The sequence below is a fragment of the Pseudomonas sp. RW407 genome (assembly GCF_003176655.1).
GTDB lineage: Bacteria > Pseudomonadota > Gammaproteobacteria > Pseudomonadales > Pseudomonadaceae > Pseudomonas > Pseudomonas delhiensis.
In genome coordinates this window covers 335,765-352,005 of sequence record NZ_QGSL01000029.1, presented here as the reverse complement: position 1 = coordinate 352,005, position 16,241 = coordinate 335,765, and the positions used below count along the sequence as shown (strand labels likewise).

General features: G+C 68.5%; 15 protein-coding genes. 12 read left to right on the top strand and 3 right to left on the bottom strand.

Going from position 1 to position 16,241, the window contains the following annotated elements; translation table 11 throughout:
• Positions 1 to 49: 49 nt before the first annotated feature.
• From DK254_RS02490 to DK254_RS02460, 7 genes are all read left to right on the top strand, one after another.
• Entirely contained in the window at positions 50 to 583 is a 534-nt protein-coding gene (locus DK254_RS02490; protein ID WP_109931981.1) for a FixH family protein, read from the top strand.
• Positions 580 to 3,036 carry a heavy metal translocating P-type ATPase gene (locus DK254_RS02485; RefSeq protein WP_109931979.1) on the top strand — a complete coding sequence of 819 codons (2,457 nt, stop codon included), beginning with the start codon at positions 580 to 582 and terminating at the stop codon, positions 3,034 to 3,036. The genes DK254_RS02490 and DK254_RS02485 overlap by 4 nt, the downstream gene beginning before the upstream one ends.
• 30 nt (positions 3,037 to 3,066) lie before the next feature.
• Positions 3,067 to 3,294 carry a cbb3-type cytochrome oxidase assembly protein CcoS gene (gene ccoS / locus DK254_RS02480; protein ID WP_109931977.1) on the top strand — a complete coding sequence of 76 codons (228 nt, stop codon included), beginning with the start codon at positions 3,067 to 3,069 and terminating at the stop codon, positions 3,292 to 3,294.
• Positions 3,287 to 3,979 (top strand): sulfite exporter TauE/SafE family protein, encoded by a 693-nt coding sequence (locus DK254_RS02475; RefSeq protein WP_109931975.1) that lies wholly within the window; start codon positions 3,287 to 3,289, stop codon positions 3,977 to 3,979. The genes ccoS and DK254_RS02475 overlap by 8 nt, the downstream gene beginning before the upstream one ends.
• Positions 3,980 to 4,377: 398 nt before the next feature.
• Positions 4,378 to 5,760: an oxygen-independent coproporphyrinogen III oxidase gene (gene hemN / locus DK254_RS02470; protein WP_109931973.1), complete on the top strand. Its 1,383-nt coding sequence runs from the start codon at positions 4,378 to 4,380 to the stop codon at positions 5,758 to 5,760.
• 158 nt (positions 5,761 to 5,918) lie between these two features.
• Complete coding sequence (gene anr / locus DK254_RS02465) at positions 5,919 to 6,653, top strand: transcriptional regulator Anr (protein ID WP_109931971.1); 735 nt, start codon at positions 5,919 to 5,921, stop codon at positions 6,651 to 6,653.
• A 98-nt stretch (positions 6,654 to 6,751) separates the two neighbouring features.
• Positions 6,752 to 7,300 (top strand): adenine phosphoribosyltransferase, encoded by a 549-nt coding sequence (locus DK254_RS02460; RefSeq protein WP_109931969.1) that lies wholly within the window; start codon positions 6,752 to 6,754, stop codon positions 7,298 to 7,300.
• 291 nt (positions 7,301 to 7,591) lie between these two features.
• On the opposite strand, the gene DK254_RS02455 is transcribed toward DK254_RS02460, so the two are convergent.
• Positions 7,592 to 8,053, bottom strand: coding sequence for an Lrp/AsnC family transcriptional regulator (locus DK254_RS02455; RefSeq protein ID WP_109931967.1), 462 nt, complete (start codon positions 8,051 to 8,053; stop codon positions 7,592 to 7,594).
• Positions 8,054 to 8,325: 272 nt separating this feature from the next.
• Between DK254_RS02455 and DK254_RS02450 the strand changes: the two genes are divergently transcribed.
• From DK254_RS02450 to lpdA, 4 genes are read left to right on the top strand one after another with little or no spacing between them, the layout of a single operon-like run.
• Positions 8,326 to 9,558 carry a 3-methyl-2-oxobutanoate dehydrogenase (2-methylpropanoyl-transferring) subunit alpha gene (locus DK254_RS02450; protein WP_109931965.1) on the top strand — a complete coding sequence of 411 codons (1,233 nt, stop codon included), beginning with the start codon at positions 8,326 to 8,328 and terminating at the stop codon, positions 9,556 to 9,558.
• A complete protein-coding gene (locus DK254_RS02445; protein WP_109931963.1) occupies positions 9,555 to 10,607 on the top strand; it encodes an alpha-ketoacid dehydrogenase subunit beta in 1,053 nt (350 codons plus the stop codon). Before DK254_RS02450 ends, DK254_RS02445 begins: the two co-directional genes overlap by 4 nt.
• Positions 10,608 to 11,891, top strand: a complete 1,284-nt coding sequence (locus DK254_RS02440; protein ID WP_109931961.1) for a dihydrolipoamide acetyltransferase family protein — start codon at positions 10,608 to 10,610, stop codon at positions 11,889 to 11,891. It begins immediately after the preceding gene.
• A 5-nt stretch (positions 11,892 to 11,896) separates the two neighbouring features.
• The gene (gene lpdA, locus DK254_RS02435) at positions 11,897 to 13,303 is read left to right on the top strand and encodes a dihydrolipoyl dehydrogenase (RefSeq protein ID WP_109931959.1); all 1,407 of its coding nucleotides are present in this window, start codon (positions 11,897 to 11,899) and stop codon (positions 13,301 to 13,303) included.
• Positions 13,304 to 13,439: 136 nt separating this feature from the next.
• Here lpdA and DK254_RS02430 read toward each other — a convergent pair whose 3' ends face one another.
• Together DK254_RS02430 and DK254_RS02425 are read right to left on the bottom strand one after the other, a co-directional pair.
• Positions 13,440 to 13,742 carry a DNA-binding transcriptional regulator gene (locus DK254_RS02430; RefSeq protein WP_109931957.1) on the bottom strand — a complete coding sequence of 101 codons (303 nt, stop codon included), beginning with the start codon at positions 13,740 to 13,742 and terminating at the stop codon, positions 13,440 to 13,442.
• Positions 13,726 to 14,109, bottom strand: coding sequence for a type II toxin-antitoxin system RelE/ParE family toxin (locus tag DK254_RS02425; RefSeq protein WP_109931955.1), 384 nt, complete (start codon positions 14,107 to 14,109; stop codon positions 13,726 to 13,728). Before DK254_RS02425 ends, DK254_RS02430 begins: the two co-directional genes overlap by 17 nt.
• 612 nt (positions 14,110 to 14,721) lie before the next feature.
• On the opposite strand from DK254_RS02425, the gene DK254_RS02420 reads away from it, so the two are divergent.
• Positions 14,722 to 16,241, top strand: a 1,520-nt coding sequence (locus DK254_RS02420) for an FAD-dependent oxidoreductase (RefSeq protein WP_109932934.1), incomplete at its 3' end; no start/stop codon positions are given.

The following is a 16,241-nucleotide window of genomic DNA, read 5'->3' as shown; positions in this document are numbered from 1 at the left end:
CCCTCGGGCAGGCCGCTTCCGCCCCGCGGACCACGAGAGAGAAAAACCCATGCAGTCGGCGCCCGTACAACCCTGGTACAAGCACCTCTGGCCCTGGATCATCATCGGCATGCTCGCCACCTCGGTGTTCCTCAGCCTGACGATGGTGCGCATCGCCGTGGAGAACCAGGACACCCTGGTCAACGACAACTACTACGAGGCCGGCAAGGGCATCAACCGCTCGCTGGACCGCGAACACCTGGCCCAGCAACTGCACATGCAGGCCCAGGTGCGCCTGGACAAGCTCACCGGCGAGGTCGAGGTGCGCCTGAAAGGCAATAGCCAGCCGGCGCAGCTGACCCTCAACCTGATCTCCCCCACCCTGGAATCCCAGGACCGCCACGTCAGCCTGCTGCCGGCCAACGAGCCGGGCCGCTACACCGGCCGCCTGGACAGCGCCGTCGAAGGGCGCCGCTTCGTCGAGCTGCTCGGCGAACAGGACGGACACGCCTGGCGCCTGTTCGAGGAAGAGAAGCTGGTTGCCGACGGCGAGATCCTCCTCGGCGACGAACCCCTCAAGGGGGATGAAGTCCAGCGCCCATGAGCGCCCCCCTGCCCTGCTACCACTGCGCGCTGCCGGTTCCACCCGGCAGCCGCTTCACCGCCCGGGTCCTCGGCGAGACCCGCGAATTCTGCTGCCCCGGCTGCCAGGCGGTGGCCGAGGCCATCGTCGCCGGCGGCCTGGAAGGCTACTACCGGCACCGCACCGAGACGGCCACCAACCCCGAGGCGCTGCCGGCCCAGCTGAACGACGAACTGGCCCTGCTCGACCGCCCGGACGTGCAGCAGCCCTTCGTCCAGCACCAGGGCGAGCTGGCCGAGACCACCCTGATCCTCGAAGGCATCAGCTGCGCCGCCTGCGGCTGGCTGATCGAGAAGCACCTGCGGCGCCTGCCGGCGGTGGCCGAGGCCGGGCTCAACCTGTCCAACCACCGCCTGCACGTACGCTGGGCCGACAGCCAGCTGCCGCTCAGCGCCCTGCTCGCCGAGCTGCGCAAGATCGGTTACGCCGCCCACCCCTACCACCCGGACAAGGCCGCCGAACAACTCGCCGAAGAGAACCGCCGCGCCCTGCGCCAGCTCGGCGTGGCCGGCCTGCTGTGGTTCCAGGCGATGATGGCGACCATGGCCACCTGGCCGGAATTCAACATCGACCTCAGCGCCGAGATGCATGAAATCCTGCGCTGGGTGGCGATGTTCCTCACCACGCCCATCGTCTTCTACTCCTGCCAGCCGTTCTTCCGCGGCGCCCTGCGCGACCTGCGCACGCGCCACCTGACCATGGACGTCTCGGTGTCCCTGGCCATCGGCGGCGCCTACCTGGCCGGCATCTGGACCGCCATCACCGGCAAGGGCGACCTGTACTTCGACGCGGTGGGCATGTTCGCCCTGTTCCTGCTCGCCGGCCGCTACCTCGAACGCCGCGCCCGCGAGCGCACGGCGGCAGCCACCGCGCAGTTGGTGAACCTGCTGCCGGCCTCCTGCCTGCGCCTGGACGAGGCCGGCAACGGCCAGCGCATCCTGCTCAGCGAGCTGCGCGTCGGCGACCGGGTGCTGGTGCCGCCGGGCGCGGTGCTGCCGGCCGACGGCCTGATCCTCGCCGGGCAGTCCAGCGTCGACGAATCCCTGCTCACCGGCGAATACCTGCCGCAGCCGCGCCAGGCCGGCGACAACGTCACCGGCGGCACCCTCAACGTCGAGGGCCCGCTGACCCTGCAGGTACAGGCCCTGGGCGACGACAGCCGGCTGTCGGCCATCGTCCGCCTGCTGGAACGCGCCCAGGCCGACAAGCCGCGCCTGGCGCAGGTCGCCGACAGCGCCGCGCAGTGGTTCCTGCTGGTACTGCTGGTGCTGGCCGTGGTGGTCGGTCTGTTCTGGTGGCAGCACGACGCCTCGCGGGCCTTCTGGGTGGTGCTGGCCATGCTGGTCGCCACCTGCCCCTGCGCCCTCTCCCTGGCCACGCCCACCGCCCTCACCGCGGCCACCGGCAGCCTGCACAAGCTCGGCCTGCTGCTTACCCGCGGCCATGTGCTGGAAGGCCTGAAACGCATCGACACGGTGATCTTCGACAAGACCGGCACCCTCACCGAAGGCCGCCTGACCCTGCGCGCCGTGCAGCCCCTGGGGGCGCTGGACGGCGAGCGCTGCCTGGCCCTGGCCGCGGCCCTGGAAAACCGCTCCGAACACCCCATCGCCCGCGCCTTCGGCCGCGCCCCGCAGCCCGCCGAGGCGGTGGAGAGCCACCCCGGCCTGGGCCTGGAAGGCGTGGTCGACGGCCAGCGCCTGCGCATCGGCCAGGCGGCCTTCGTCTGCGCCCTGAGCGGCCTGCCGGAACCGGCCATGCCCCGCGAGCACGGCCAGTGGCTGCTGCTGGGCGACGAACATGGCCCGCTGGCCTGGCTGGTGCTCGACGACCGCCTGCGCGACGACGCCCCGGCCCTGCTGCAGGCCTGCCGCGAGCGCGGCTGGCGCACCCTGCTGCTGTCCGGCGACAGCTCGCCGATGGTGCAGAGCGTGGCCGCCGAACTGGGAATCGACGAAGTCCATGGCGGCCTGCGCCCGGACGACAAGCTGGCGATCCTCAAGCAGTTGCACGGCGAAGGCCGCCACGTGCTGATGCTGGGCGATGGCGTCAACGACGTGCCGGTGCTGGCCGCCGCCGACATCAGCGTGGCCATGGGCAGCGCCACCGACCTGGCCAAGACCAGCGCCGACGCGGTGCTGCTGTCCAACCGCCTGGACAGCCTGGTGCAGGCCTTCTCCCTGGCCCGCCGCACGCGCAGGGTGATCATCGAGAACCTGGCCTGGGCGGGGTTGTACAATGGGCTGATGCTGCCCTTCGCCGCCCTCGGCTGGATCACCCCGGCCTGGGCGGCCATCGGCATGTCGGTCAGCTCGCTGACCGTGGTGCTCAACGCCCTGCGCCTGACCCGCGTGCGCGGCCTGCCGGCGGCCGCCGAGGCACAGCCCCTGGCCGCCCCGCTCGCCGCCCACTGAGGCGGCGCAAGCCCTTTCAACGGAGTCGATATGCCCGCTCTCTACGTGATGATCCCGGTGGCGCTGATCATCGTCGCCATCGCCGTCTGGATCTTTTTCTGGGCGGTGAACAGCGGCCAGTACGACGACATGGACGGTCCGGCCCACAGCATCCTGTTCGACGACGAGGACCCCAGGCACCAGGCCGGCATCGACGAGGCCGAAGGCACCAGGGACGCGCAGGGCGAAGCCCGGGACAAGGATTCGCGCGATGCTTGACCTGGCGCCCATGCTGGCGTCCGCGCTGATCCTCGGCCTGCTCGGCGGCGGCCACTGCCTGGGCATGTGCGGCGGCCTGATGGGCGCGCTGACCCTGGCCATTCCCCCCGAGCAGCGCGGGCGCCGCCTGCAGCTGCTGCTGGCCTACAACCTCGGGCGCATCCTCAGCTACGCCGCCGCCGGCCTGCTGCTGGGCCTGGCCGGCTGGGCGATCGCCAGCACGCCCTTCGCCTCGGCGCTGCGCGTGGTCGCCGGCCTGCTGCTCATCGCCATGGGCCTGTACCTGGCCGGCTGGTGGAGCGGCCTGACACGTATCGAAGCCCTGGGCCGCGGCCTGTGGAAGTACATCCAGCCCTTCGCCAGCCGCCTGCTGCCGGTGGCCAGCGTGCCGCGCGCGCTGCTGCTCGGCGCGCTCTGGGGCTGGCTGCCCTGCGGCCTGGTCTACAGCACCCTGCTATGGACCAGCAGCCAGGGCTCGGCGCTGGAGAGCGCGCTGCTGATGCTCGCCTTCGGCCTGGGCACCTGGCCGGTGCTGCTGGCCACCGGGCTCGCCGCCGAGCGGATCACGGCGCTGCTGCGCAAACGCAGCGTGCGCATGGCCGGCGGCCTGCTGGTGATCCTCTTCGGCCTGTGGACCCTGCCCGGCCCGCACCAGGCCTGGCTGATGGGCCATGCGATGCACTGAAGCCCCCGCTTTTCGTAGGAGCGAGCTTGCTCGCGAACAGGCTTCAGCCTGGTGCCTGGCCCAAAGAGCTCCCTCTCCCTAACCCTCTCCCTGAAGGGAGAGGGGACCGTTCGGAGCGCGTGGGTATTCCCGAGTCAGCCGGCAGGCACAGTGGTTTCCGGCTGAGGCCTGCCTGTTCTCGGCACGGACAAGCCCCCTCTCCCTTCAGGGCGGGGCGCGCAGCCGAGGGCTGGGGAGAGGGTTACGGACTCCACCCCAACTCCAAAGCCAACCCCAACACCACTGCAAGCCCCCCTCCAACGAGGTACCCCCTGCGACCGCTTGATGCAGGTCAAGAGGCTTTTCCCACAGTCTCCCTAGACTGCGCCGAAAAGCTCGCCTGATTCGGGGACTGCGGCATGCTCGACGATATCCGCTGGGACACAGATCTGATCCGTCGCTACGATCTGTCCGGCCCGCGCTATACCTCCTATCCCACCGCCGTGCAGTTCCACGAAGGCGTGGGCCCCTTCGACATGCTGCATGCCCTGCGCAACAGCCAGAAGGCCGACCGGCCGCTGTCGCTGTACGTGCACATCCCGTTCTGCGCCAACATCTGCTACTACTGCGCCTGCAACAAGGTCATCACCAAGGACCGTGGGCGCAGCGCGCCCTACCTCGCGCGGCTGATCCACGAGATCGAGATCGTCAGCCGCCACCTGGGCAAGGACCAGTGCGTGGAACAGCTGCACTTCGGCGGCGGCACCCCCACCTTCCTCAGCCCCGGCCAGTTGCGCGAACTCATGGGCCAGCTGCGCGAGCACCTGAACCTGGTGGAAGACGACTCCGGCGACTACGGCATCGAGATCGACCCGCGCGAGGCCGACTGGTCCACCATGGGCCTGCTCCGCGAGCTGGGCTTCAATCGCGTCAGCGTCGGCGTGCAGGACTTCGACCTGGAAGTGCAGCAGGCGGTGAACCGCCTGCAGAGCTTCGACGAGACCCGCGCCATCATGGACGCGGCGCGCACCCTGCAGTACCGCTCGATCAACATCGACCTGATCTACGGCCTGCCCAAGCAGAACCCCGACAGCTTCGCCCGCACCGTCGAGCAGGTCATCGGCCTGCAGCCCAACCGCCTCTCGGTGTTCAACTACGCGCACCTGCCCGAGCGCTTCATGCCGCAGCGGCGCATCAACGCCCAGGACCTGCCCTCCCCCGCGCAGAAGCTGGACATGCTCCAGCGCACCATCGAACAGCTCAGCGCCGCCGGCTACCGCTACATCGGCATGGACCACTTCGCCCTGCCCGACGACGAACTGGCCAGCGCCCAGGAGGACGGCACCCTGCAGCGCAACTTCCAGGGCTACACCACCCGCGGCCATTGCGACCTGGTGGGCCTGGGCGTGTCGGCGATCAGCCAGATCGGCGACCTCTACTGCCAGAACAGCACCGACATCAACACCTACCAGAACTGCCTCGACAACGGCCAGTTGGCCACCCGCCGCGGCCTCTATTGCAGCGCCGACGACCGCGTGCGGCGCGCGGTGATCCAGCAGCTGATCTGCCACTTCCAGCTGGACTTCGAGGACATCGAGGAACGCTTCAACATTGAATTCCACGGCTACTTCGCCGATATCTGGAACGAGCTGGAGCGCTTCGCCCGTGACGGCCTCATCGAACTGAACCCCCGCGGCATCGACGTCACCGCCGCCGGCCGGCTGCTGGTGCGCAGCCTGTGCATGCTCTTCGACCACTACCTGCCGCACCAGAACCTGCAACGGTTCTCGCGGGTTATCTGAAGGAAACAACCTAGCGAATAAGTACGAATCTGGCCTTTTTTACATAAGGTTTCGGAATAAACACCGGAAAATTCCGAAATCCCCCCGGTATGCTGGCAGCCGCCCCCTCGGGTGCGTTACCCTTGCGGTTCTTGTGCCTTTCCACCCAAGGATTCCCCATGGCCGAAACCATCAAGGTGCGCGCCCTGCCCCAAGCGCATTGCAAGGACTGCAGCCTGGCGCCCCTGTGCTTGCCCCTGTCGCTGAACAACGACGACATGGACGCCCTCGACGAAATCGTCAAGCGCGGCCGGCCACTGAAGAAGGGCGAGTTCCTGTTCCGCCAGGGCGACGCCTTCGGTTCGGTGTTCGCGGTGCGCTCCGGTGCGCTGAAGACCTTCAGCATCACCGACGGCGGCGAGGAGCAGATCACCGGCTTCCACCTGCCCAGCGAGCTGGTCGGCCTGTCCGGCATGGACACCGAGGCCTACCCGGTGTCGGCCCAGGCCCTGGAGACCACCTCGGTGTGCGAGATCCCCTTCGAGCGCCTGGACGAGCTGTCCGAGCAACTGCCGCAGCTGCGCCGCCAGCTGATGCGGGTGATGAGCCGGGAAATCCGCGACGACCAGCAGATGATGATGCTGCTGTCGAAAAAGACCGCAGACGAGCGCATCGCCACCTTCCTGGTCAACCTCTCGGCGCGCTTCCGCGCCCGCGGCTTCTCCGCCCAGCAGTTCCGCCTGGCGATGTCGCGCAACGAGATCGGCAACTACCTGGGCCTGGCGGTGGAAACCGTGTCGCGGGTGTTCACCCGCTTCCAGCAGAACGGCCTGATCGCCGCCGAAGGCAAGGAAGTGCGCATCATCGACTCCATCGAGCTGTGCGCCCTGGCCGGCGGCCAGATGGAAAGCTGAAGGCACGCCCCTCCGGTCATCGCGTAAAACGGGCTCGCCTTGTGGCGGGCCCGTTATACTTTGGGGCTTCGAAAGCAGTCACCAGGTGCCCTGCCAGCATGATCCTCAACCAGCTCGACCTGAAATCCGTGATCCGCGCGGTCCCCGACTTCCCCAAGGCGGGCGTGATGTTCCGCGACATCACCCCGCTGTTCCAGTCGCCGCGCGCGCTGCGCTTCGTCGCCGACAGCTTCATCCAGCGCTACGTCGAAGCGGATTTCAGCCACATCGGCGCCATGGACGCGCGCGGCTTCCTGATCGGCTCGATCATCGCCTACGAACTGAACAAGCCGCTGGTGCTGTTCCGCAAGCAGGGCAAGCTGCCGGCCGACGTGCTGGCCCAGGCCTACCAGACCGAGTACGGCGAAGCCCTGCTGGAAGTGCACGCCGACAGCCTGTGCGAGGGCGACAGCGTGCTGATCTTCGACGACCTGATCGCCACCGGCGGCACCCTGCTGGCCGCGGCCCAGCTGGTACGGCGCATGGGCGCCAAGGTCCTCGAGGCCGCCTCCATCATCGACCTGCCGGAACTCGGCGGCTCGGCCAAGCTGGCCGATGCCGGCATCCCCACCTACAGCCTCACCGCCTTCGCCCTCGACGAGCAGTAAGGCCATTCCCCACAGCCGTGCGCCCCCCGAAACCGTAGGGCGCATAACCGTTCGCGGTTATCCGCCGCTGGCGCGCGCCATACCGATCCCGTAGGAGCGGACCTTGTCCGCGATAACCGGAACCACCGGCGCGCTTCGCGGATGAGATCCGCTCCTACGCTGCCCCACCCACGCCATTCCCCTGCGCGAATCGCGGGCAAGGCCCGCTCCTACAGGTTGGCTCGTAACGCTCGCGATGGCATGGGCGCCGGCCCTGCCAGCGCAATCGCGGATAAATCCGCTCCTACCCCCTCAAATCGGCGGCGCCGCCCGCTTGAGCACCGACTTCAGCGCGAACGCCGACTTGATCCCGGCCACCCCGGGTATCTGCGTCAGGGTGGTGGTGAGGAAGGCCTGGTAGGCCGCCAGATCCTTGACCACCACGCGCAGCATGTAGTCGGCGTCGCCGGTCATCTGGAAGCAGCTCATCACCTGCGGGGCCTGGACGATGTTTTCCTCGAACCGCGCCAGGTAATCGCCGGTCTGTTTTTCCAGGGTCACCGAAACGAACACGCTCATGGCCCCGGACAGGCGCTCCTCGTCCAGCCGCGCGAAGTAGCCCTGGATGTACTGCTCCTCCTCCAGGCGCCGCACCCGGCGCAGCGTCGGCGTCAGCGACAGGCCGATCTTCTGCGCCAGGTCGCGCCAGCTCAGGCGGCCGTCGTCGGCCAGGGCGCGGAGGATCTTGAGGTCGGTGCGGTCGATGTCGGCCATGGCGCTCACTTCTACGGAGAAGGGGTTTTGTAGTTCAAAGACACTAAATCTTCTGTCTCAAGCTAGTCAAATTGGAGCAAAAAACCAGCCGGTCACACCTATACTGAAATCACAAGAACAACGAACGAGGACCTCACCATGAGTGATGTCAGCACCCGCCGCGCTACCGCGCGCGGCACCCGCACCGTCGCCCAACCAGGCCAGCCGCACCCGCCGGGCACGGCGTCTTCCGTCTGCTGATCCCCACCCCCGATCACAACTGGAGACCCACCATGACCGACTACGCCCCTCTCCGCCTGCACGTCCCCGAGCCCACCGGGCGCCCGGGCTGCAAGACCGATTTCTCCTACCTGCACCTGTCCCCCGCCGGGGAAGTGCGCAAGCCCGCCGTCGACGTCGAACCGGCGCAGACCGCCGACCTGGCCTACAGCCTGGTGCGCGTGCTCGACGACCAGGGCAACGCCCTCGGCCCCTGGGACCCGCAGCTCAGCCACGAACAGCTGCTGCGCGGCCTGCGGCTGATGCTCAAGACGCGCATCTTCGACGCCCGCATGCTCACCGCGCAGCGCCAGAAGAAGATGTCCTTCTACATGCAGTGCCTGGGCGAGGAAGCCATCGCCACCGCCCACACCATGGCCCTGCGCGATGGCGACATGTGCTTCCCCACCTATCGCCAGCAGGGCATCCTGATCACCCGCGACTACCCGCTCAAGGACATGATCTGCCAGCTGCTCTCCAACGAGCAGGACCCGCTCAAGGGCCGCCAGCTGCCGATCATGTACTCCAGCCGCGAGAAGGGCTTCTTCTCCATCTCCGGCAACCTTGCCACCCAGTTCATCCAGGCGGTGGGCTGGGGCATGGCCTCGGCGATCAAGGGCGATACCAAGATCGCCTCGGCCTGGATCGGCGACGGCGCCACCGCCGAGTCGGACTTCCACACCGCGCTGACCTTCGCCCACGTCTACCGCGCCCCGGTGATCCTCAACGTGGTCAACAACCAGTGGGCGATCTCCACCTTCCAGGCCATCGCCGGCGGCGAAGGCACCACCTTCGCCAACCGCGGCGTGGGTTGCGGCATCGCCTCGCTGCGGGTCGACGGCAACGACTTCCTGGCCGTCTACGCCGCCTCGCAGTGGGCCGCCGAGCGCGCCCGCCGCGGCCATGGGCCGAGCCTGATCGAGTGGGTCACCTACCGCGCCGGCCCGCACTCCACCTCGGACGACCCGTCCAAGTACCGCCCGGCCGACGACTGGACCAACTTCCCCCTCGGCGACCCCATCGGCCGCCTGAAGCAGCACCTGCTGGCCCTCGGCATCTGGTCCGACGAGCAGCACGAGGCGCTGCACAAGGAACTGGAAGCCGAAGTGATAGCCGCGCAGAAGGAAGCCGAACGCCACGGTTCGCTGGTGGATGGCCACGTGTTCAGCGCCGCCAACCTGTTCGACGACGTCTACAAGGACCTGCCGGAACACCTGCGCCGGCAGCGCCAGGAGCTCGGGGTATGAACGCCATGAATCCGCAACACGGGAACGCCCAGGCGGTCACCAGCATGACCATGATCCAGGCGCTGCGCTCGGCGATGGACGTGATGCTCGAACGCGACGACAACGTCGTGGTGTTCGGCCAGGACGTGGGCTACTTCGGCGGCGTGTTCCGCTGCACCGAAGGCCTGCAGAAGAAGTACGGCACCTCGCGGGTGTTCGACGCGCCCATCTCGGAGAGCGGTATCATCGGCGCCGCCGTGGGCATGTGCGCCTATGGCCTGCGCCCGGTGGTGGAAATCCAGTTCGCCGACTACGTCTACCCGGCCACCGACCAGTTGGTGTCCGAGGCCGCGCGCATCCGCTACCGCTCGGTGGGCGACTTCGTCGTGCCCATGGTGGTGCGCATGCCCTGCGGCGGCGGCATCTACGGCGGGCAGACGCACAGCCAGAGCCCGGAGGCGATGTTCACCCAGGTCTGCGGCCTGCGCACGGTGATGCCGTCCAACCCCTACGACGCCAAGGGCCTGCTGATCGCCTGCATCGAGAACGACGACCCGGTGATCTTCCTGGAGCCCAAGCGCCTGTACAACGGCCCCTTCGACGGCCACCACGACCGCCCGGTGACGCCCTGGTCCAAGCACCCGCAGAGCCAGGTGCCCGAAGGCTACTACCGCGTGCCGCTGGACAAGGCGGCCATCGCCCGCGCCGGCTCCGAGCTGACCGTGCTCACCTACGGCACCACCGTCTACGTGGCGCAGACCGCCGCCGAGGAGACCGGCATCGACGCCGAGATCATCGACCTGCGCAGCCTCTGGCCGCTGGACCTGGACACCATAGTCGAATCGGTGAAAAAGACCGGCCGCTGCGTCATCGTCCACGAGGCCACCCGCACCTGCGGCTACGGCGCCGAACTGATGTCGCTGGTGCAGGAAAACTGCTTCCACCACCTGGAAGCCCCCATCGCCCGCGTGACCGGCTGGGACACCCCCTACCCGCACGCCCAGGAATGGGACTACTTCCCCGGCCCGGCCCGCGTCGGCGCCGCCTTCAAGCGTGCCATGGAGGTCTGAATGGGCATTCACGTGATCAAGATGCCGGACATCGGGGAAGGCATCGCCGAAGTGGAACTGGTGGAATGGCACATCAAGGTCGGCGACGAGGTCCACGAGGACCAGGTGCTGGCCGAGGTGATGACCGACAAGGCCACCGTGGAAATCCCCTCGCCGGTTTCCGGCCGCATCCTCGCCCTGGGCGGCGAGCCCGGCCAGGTCATGGCCGTGGGCGGCGAACTGGTGCGCCTGGAAGTGGAAGGCGCCGGCAACCACCGCGAAGCCGCGGCCAGGCCGCACGAAAGCGCAGCGGCGCCCAGCGCCGAGGCCCAGTCCGAGCCGGCCCCGCAGGCGCAGAAAGAAGCCCCCCGCGCCGAAGCGAAGCCGGCTCCCGCGCCGCGTCCCGCTGCCGCCGCGCCGGCCCCGCGCCGCGCCCCCGGTGAGAAACCGCTGGCCTCCCCGGCGGTGCGCCAGCGCGCCCGCGACCTGGGCGTGGAACTGCAGTTCGTGCAGGGCAGCGGCCCGGCCGGGCGCATCCTGCATGACGACCTCGACCAGTACCTGGCCCACGGCGGGGCGGTGGTCGCCTCCGGCTATGCCGCGCGCCACGACGAGCAGCAGATCCAGGTCATCGGCCTGCGCCGCAAGATCGCCCAGAAGATGGCCGAGGCCAAGCGGCGCATCCCGCACTTCAGCTACGTCGAGGAAATCGACGTCACCGACCTGGAAGCGCTGCGCGTACACCTCAACGCCAAGTACGCCGCCAGCCGCGGCAAGCTCACCCTGCTGCCCTTCATCGCCCGCGCCATGGTGGTGGCCCTGCGCGAGTTCCCGCAGCTCAACGCCCGCTACGACGACGAGGCCGAGGTCATCACCCGCTACGGCGCGGTGCACCTGGGCGTGGCCACCCAGAGCGACAGCGGCCTGATGGTGCCGGTGCTGCGCAACGCCGAATCCCGCGACCTCTGGGGCAACGCCGCGGAAGTGGCGCGCCTGGCCGAGGCCGCGCGCCACGGCAAGGCCAGCCGCGAGGAACTCTCCGGCTCGACCATCACCCTGAGCAGCCTCGGCGCCCTGGGCGGCATCGTCAGCACGCCGGTGATCAACCACCCGGAAGTGGCCATCGTCGGCGTCAACCGCATGGTCGAGCGGCCCATGGTGGTCAACGGCCAGATCGTGGTGCGCAAGATGATGAACCTGTCCTCCTCCTTCGACCACCGGGTGGTCGACGGCATGGACGCGGCAGCCTTCATCCAGGCCGTGCGCGCCCTGCTCGAACACCCCGCCACCCTGTTCCTGGAGTGACCGCCGTGAAGCACAACCAGACCCTGGAAACCACCCTGCTGGTCATCGGCGGCGGCCCCGGCGGCTACGTCGCCGCCATCCGCGCCGGGCAGTTGGGCATCCGCACCCTGCTGGTGGAAGGCGCGACCCTGGGTGGCACCTGCCTGAACATCGGCTGCATCCCCTCCAAGGCGCTGATCCACGCCGCCGAGGAATACCTGAAAGCCCGCGAGTTCGCCGGCAAGTCCGCGCTGGGCATCAGCGTGCAGGCGCCGGCCATCGACATCCAGCGCACCGTGGAATGGAAGGACGGCATCGTCGACCGCCTCACCACCGGCGTCGCCGCCCTGCTGAAGAAGCATGGCGTGAGCGTGGTGCACGGCTGGGCGCAGATCGTCGACGGCAAGACCGTGGAAGTCGCCCTGGCCGACGGCGGCACCCAGCGCATCCACACCGAGCACCTGCTGCTGGCGGCCGGCTCGCGCTCGGTGGAACTGCCCTTCCTGCCGGTCGGCGGCAAGGTCATCTCCTCCACCGAAGCCCTGGCGCCCAAGGCCCTGCCCCGGCGCCTGGCGGTGATCGGCGGCGGCTACATCGGCCTGGAACTGGGCACCGCCTACCGCAAGCTGGGCGTGGACGTGACGGTGGTGGAAGCGCAGCCGCGCATCCTGCCGGGCTACGACGAGGAACTGACCAAGCCGGTGGCCGCAGCCCTGCGCAAGCTCGGCGTGGAGACGTACCTGAACCACAGCGTGATGGGCCTGGAACCCGACGGCAAGGGCCTGCGCCTGCGCGACGGCCAGGGCCAGCAGCGGGTGATCGAGGCCGACCAGGTGCTGGTCGCCGTCGGCCGCCGGCCCAACACCGAAGGCTGGAACCTGGAGAGCCTGCACCTGGACATGGACGGCCGCGCGCTCAGGATCGACGAGCAGTGCCGTACCTCGATGCGCAACGTCTGGGCCATCGGCGACATCGCCGGCGAGCCCATGCTGGCGCACCGCGCCATGGCCCAGGGCGAGATGGTCGCCGAACTCATCGCCGGCAAGCGCCGCGCCTTCACCCCCGCGGCCATTCCGGCGGTGTGCTTCACCGACCCGGAAGTGGTGGTGGTCGGCCTCTCGCCGGACCAGGCCAGGGCCGCCGGGCACGAGGTGCTGACGGCGAACTTCCCGTTCGCCGCCAACGGCCGCGCCATGACCCTGGAAGCCCACGACGGCTTCGTCCGCGTGGTGGCTCGCGCGGACAACCACCTCATCCTCGGTTGGCAGGCGGTGGGCAAGGCGGTCTCGGAGCTATCCACGGCCTTCGTCCAGTCCATCGAGATGGGCGCCTGCCTGGAAGACATCGCCGGCACCATCCACGCCCACCCGACCCTCGGCGAAGCGGTGCAGGAAGCCGCCCTGCGCGCCCTGGGGCATGCGTTGCATATCTGAGCCCAGGGTAACGACACCCTCCCCCGCGGACGCCCAACGGCCCTCTCCCTTCGGGGAGAGGGGGCTTGTCCGTGCAGCGGAGAAGTCTGATGTTAGCTGGTAACGCCGCTCGACCGGGGACGCCCAAATGCCTTTATCAGAGAATCGCCTGCAAACCCTTGTCGGCAATGACATTGAGCAGTTTGAGCGCAGGCCCCGTTGGATGGGTTTCGCCTTGCTCCCACTTGCGCACGGTCGAAGCAGTGGTGTGCAGGTGGAGCGCGAACACCGGCTGGCTGAATTTCAGCCCTTCGCGAAGGCGTTTGATGTCGGCAGCACTGAACTCCCGTACCGGCGGCGGGCAGATCGTGTCGAACTCGCGCATCGTCACCTTGCCGATCGCTCCCGCTTTATGGAGCACAGCCAGGTCGTCACGCAGGGATTCAATGAGCTTGCTCACAATGTACCTCCAATAGCACGCCAGCCTGCAACGCCTTCGCCAAGGCATCCTCGGACAGTTCCAGGAACACCTTGCCGGCGAATTGCAGCGCCTTCTTCTCGTCCTGCGTGATATTCGCCTTGTCGCTCTTGGAGAACCCATGCAGGAATACGTAACAGTCACCGACTCGAGCCGCCACCAGGGTGCGGTAACCGCCACTCTTGCCACCGCCGGGCCGCGCCACTCGTTTCTTGTAGAGATGGCCACCCAGATCCGCGTCGATCAGACCGCTTTGCATCTCCTCGACTGCCCTGCACAAGGCGGCATCAGGTAACTTCTCGTTCGCTTGCCACCGCGCGAAGTCCTTCCGCTTGAGGATGCGCGTCATCCCGGCCTCCAAACCATACCCGTAACGGGTATACTTTTCTACGTATCTCCGAGGGGAAGGCGCCTCCAACCCGACGGCCGTAACGACGGCACGGCAACCGCCGTGAGGGACGAACCCTAGCGAGAGCAACTCAGGGACAACAATCCGAAGTGGCTTAGGCTTTCGCCCGAGCTTTCAGAGAACTCAGGGAACATCTGTAGGAGCGAGCTTGCTCGCGAACAGCGGTGCCAAGCCTTGCTCCGGAGTGGAGCCGAAGTCCGTAACCCTCTCCCCAGCCCTCTCCCTGAAGGGAGAGGGGGCTTGTCCGTGCCGAGAGAAGGCATAGCCTTAGCCTGAGGCTTTCGGCGTTGCCGGCTAACGCCTGTACATCCGCGCCTGCCCAACGGTCCCCTCTCCCTTCAGGGCGGGGCGCGCAGCCGAGGGTTAGGGAGAGGGGCGAGGCCCAGCTCATCACCATGCCTTGCGTGGATATGCCCAGCCCTGGTGATGGGTATCGCTTCGCCCCCCGACCGATTATCGACCAGTAGTTGCGTCCGACAGCTTGCCTTCTCTCCGCCCCAAACAAGATTATGGAACCAAGTTCTAAAAACAATCTCGCGGAGTCCCCTGCCCATGTCCCCTGCCCCGAACCTCCCACCCACCGATTGCGACCTCCTGGTGGTCGGCTCCGGCGCCGCCGGCCTGGCCGCCGCGGTCACTGCCGCCTGGCATGGCCAGAAGGTCATCCTGGTGGAGAAGGAAGCGGTGTTCGGCGGCGCCACCGCCTGGTCCGGCGGCTGGGCCTGGGTGCCGCGCAACCCGCTGGCGCGCCGCGCCGGCATCGTCGAGGACATCGAGCAGCCGCGCACCTACCTGCGCAACGAGCTGGGCGAGCACTACGACGCCGCGCGGGTGGACGCCTTCCTCGAAGCCGCGCCGCACATGGTGGCCTTCTTCGAGCAGCACACCCGCCTGCAGTTCGCCGACGGCAACGGCATCCCCGACATGCATGGCGACACCCCCGGCGCCGCCACCGGCGGGCACCAGGTGATAGCCGCGCCCTACGACGCCCGCGAGGTCGGCGACCTGCTGCCGCGCCTGCGCAGGACAATGCGCGAAACGTCCTTCCTCGGCATGCCGATCATGGCCGGCGCCGACCTGGCCGCCTTCCTCAACATGACCCGCTCGCCCCGCGCCTTCGTCCACGTGGCCAGGCGCGTGCTCGCCCACTTCTACCACCTGGCCCGCTACGGCCGCGCCATGCACCTGGTCAACGGCGTGGCCCTGGTGGCGCGCCTGGCCAAGTCGGCGCAAGACCTGGGCGTGCATCTGATGGAGTCCTGCCCGGCCAGGCGCCTGCTGCTGGAGGATGGCGCCGTGCGCGGCGCGGTGGTGCAGACGCCGCGCGGCGAACTGGAAATCCACGCCAAGGCCGTGGTGCTGGCGGCCGGCGGCTTCCCCAACGACGCCGAGCGCCGCCGTCAGCTGTTCCCCCGCGACGCCAGCGGCCACGACAACCTGGCCCTGCCGCCCGGCGCCTGCTCCGGCGACGGTCTGCGCCTGGGCGAAGCCGCCGGCGGCAGCGTCGAGACGAACCTGCGCTCGCCGGTGGCCTGGGCCCCGGTGTCGAAGGTGGCGCACCGCGACGGCAGCGTCGGCCACTTCCCGCACATCATCGAGCGCGGCAAGCCTGGCATCATCGGCGTGCTGGCCAACGGCAGGCGCTTCGTCAACGAGGCCCACGGCTACTACGACTACGTCAGCGCGATGATCGCCGCCCTGCCGGAAGACCAGGAGGCCTGCTCCTGGCTGGTCTGCGACCATCGCTTCCTGCGCCGCTACGGCCTGGGCTACGTGCGCCCGGCGCCGCTGCCCATCGGCACGCACCTGCGCAGCGGCTACCTCAGGCGCGGCGCGACCCTCGAGCAACTGGCGCGGGTCTGCGGCATCGACCCGCAAGGCCTGGCCGCCACCGTCGCCGAGTACAACCGCCACGCCCGCAACGGCGAGGACCCGGCCTTCGGCCGCGGCAGCACGGCCTTCAACCGCAAGCAGGGCGATGCGGCCAACCCCGGCCCCAACCCGTGCGTCGCCCCCATCGAGCACGGCCCCTTCTACGCGGTCAAAGTGCAACCCGGCTGCTTCGGCACCTT

What these genes read in the sequence shown, in the direction of transcription:
- DK254_RS02425 (WP_109931955.1), bottom strand. Translation starts at nt 14,109, where the DNA reads ATGACGCGCATCCTCAAGCGGAAGGACTTCGCGCGGTGGCAAGCGAAC.
- DK254_RS02460 (WP_109931969.1), top strand. Translation starts at nt 6,752, where the DNA reads ATGATCCTCAACCAGCTCGACCTGAAATCCGTGATCCGCGCGGTCCCC.
- DK254_RS02490 (WP_109931981.1), top strand. Translation starts at nt 50, where the DNA reads ATGCAGTCGGCGCCCGTACAACCCTGGTACAAGCACCTCTGGCCCTGG.
- DK254_RS02475 (WP_109931975.1), top strand. Translation starts at nt 3,287, where the DNA reads ATGCTTGACCTGGCGCCCATGCTGGCGTCCGCGCTGATCCTCGGCCTG.
- anr (WP_109931971.1), top strand. Translation starts at nt 5,919, where the DNA reads ATGGCCGAAACCATCAAGGTGCGCGCCCTGCCCCAAGCGCATTGCAAG.
- DK254_RS02455 (WP_109931967.1), bottom strand. Translation starts at nt 8,053, where the DNA reads ATGGCCGACATCGACCGCACCGACCTCAAGATCCTCCGCGCCCTGGCC.
- DK254_RS02445 (WP_109931963.1), top strand. Translation starts at nt 9,555, where the DNA reads ATGAACGCCATGAATCCGCAACACGGGAACGCCCAGGCGGTCACCAGC.
- DK254_RS02440 (WP_109931961.1), top strand. Translation starts at nt 10,608, where the DNA reads ATGGGCATTCACGTGATCAAGATGCCGGACATCGGGGAAGGCATCGCC.
- DK254_RS02450 (WP_109931965.1), top strand. Translation starts at nt 8,326, where the DNA reads ATGACCGACTACGCCCCTCTCCGCCTGCACGTCCCCGAGCCCACCGGG.
- DK254_RS02485 (WP_109931979.1), top strand. Translation starts at nt 580, where the DNA reads ATGAGCGCCCCCCTGCCCTGCTACCACTGCGCGCTGCCGGTTCCACCC.
- ccoS (WP_109931977.1), top strand. Translation starts at nt 3,067, where the DNA reads ATGCCCGCTCTCTACGTGATGATCCCGGTGGCGCTGATCATCGTCGCC.
- hemN (WP_109931973.1), top strand. Translation starts at nt 4,378, where the DNA reads ATGCTCGACGATATCCGCTGGGACACAGATCTGATCCGTCGCTACGAT.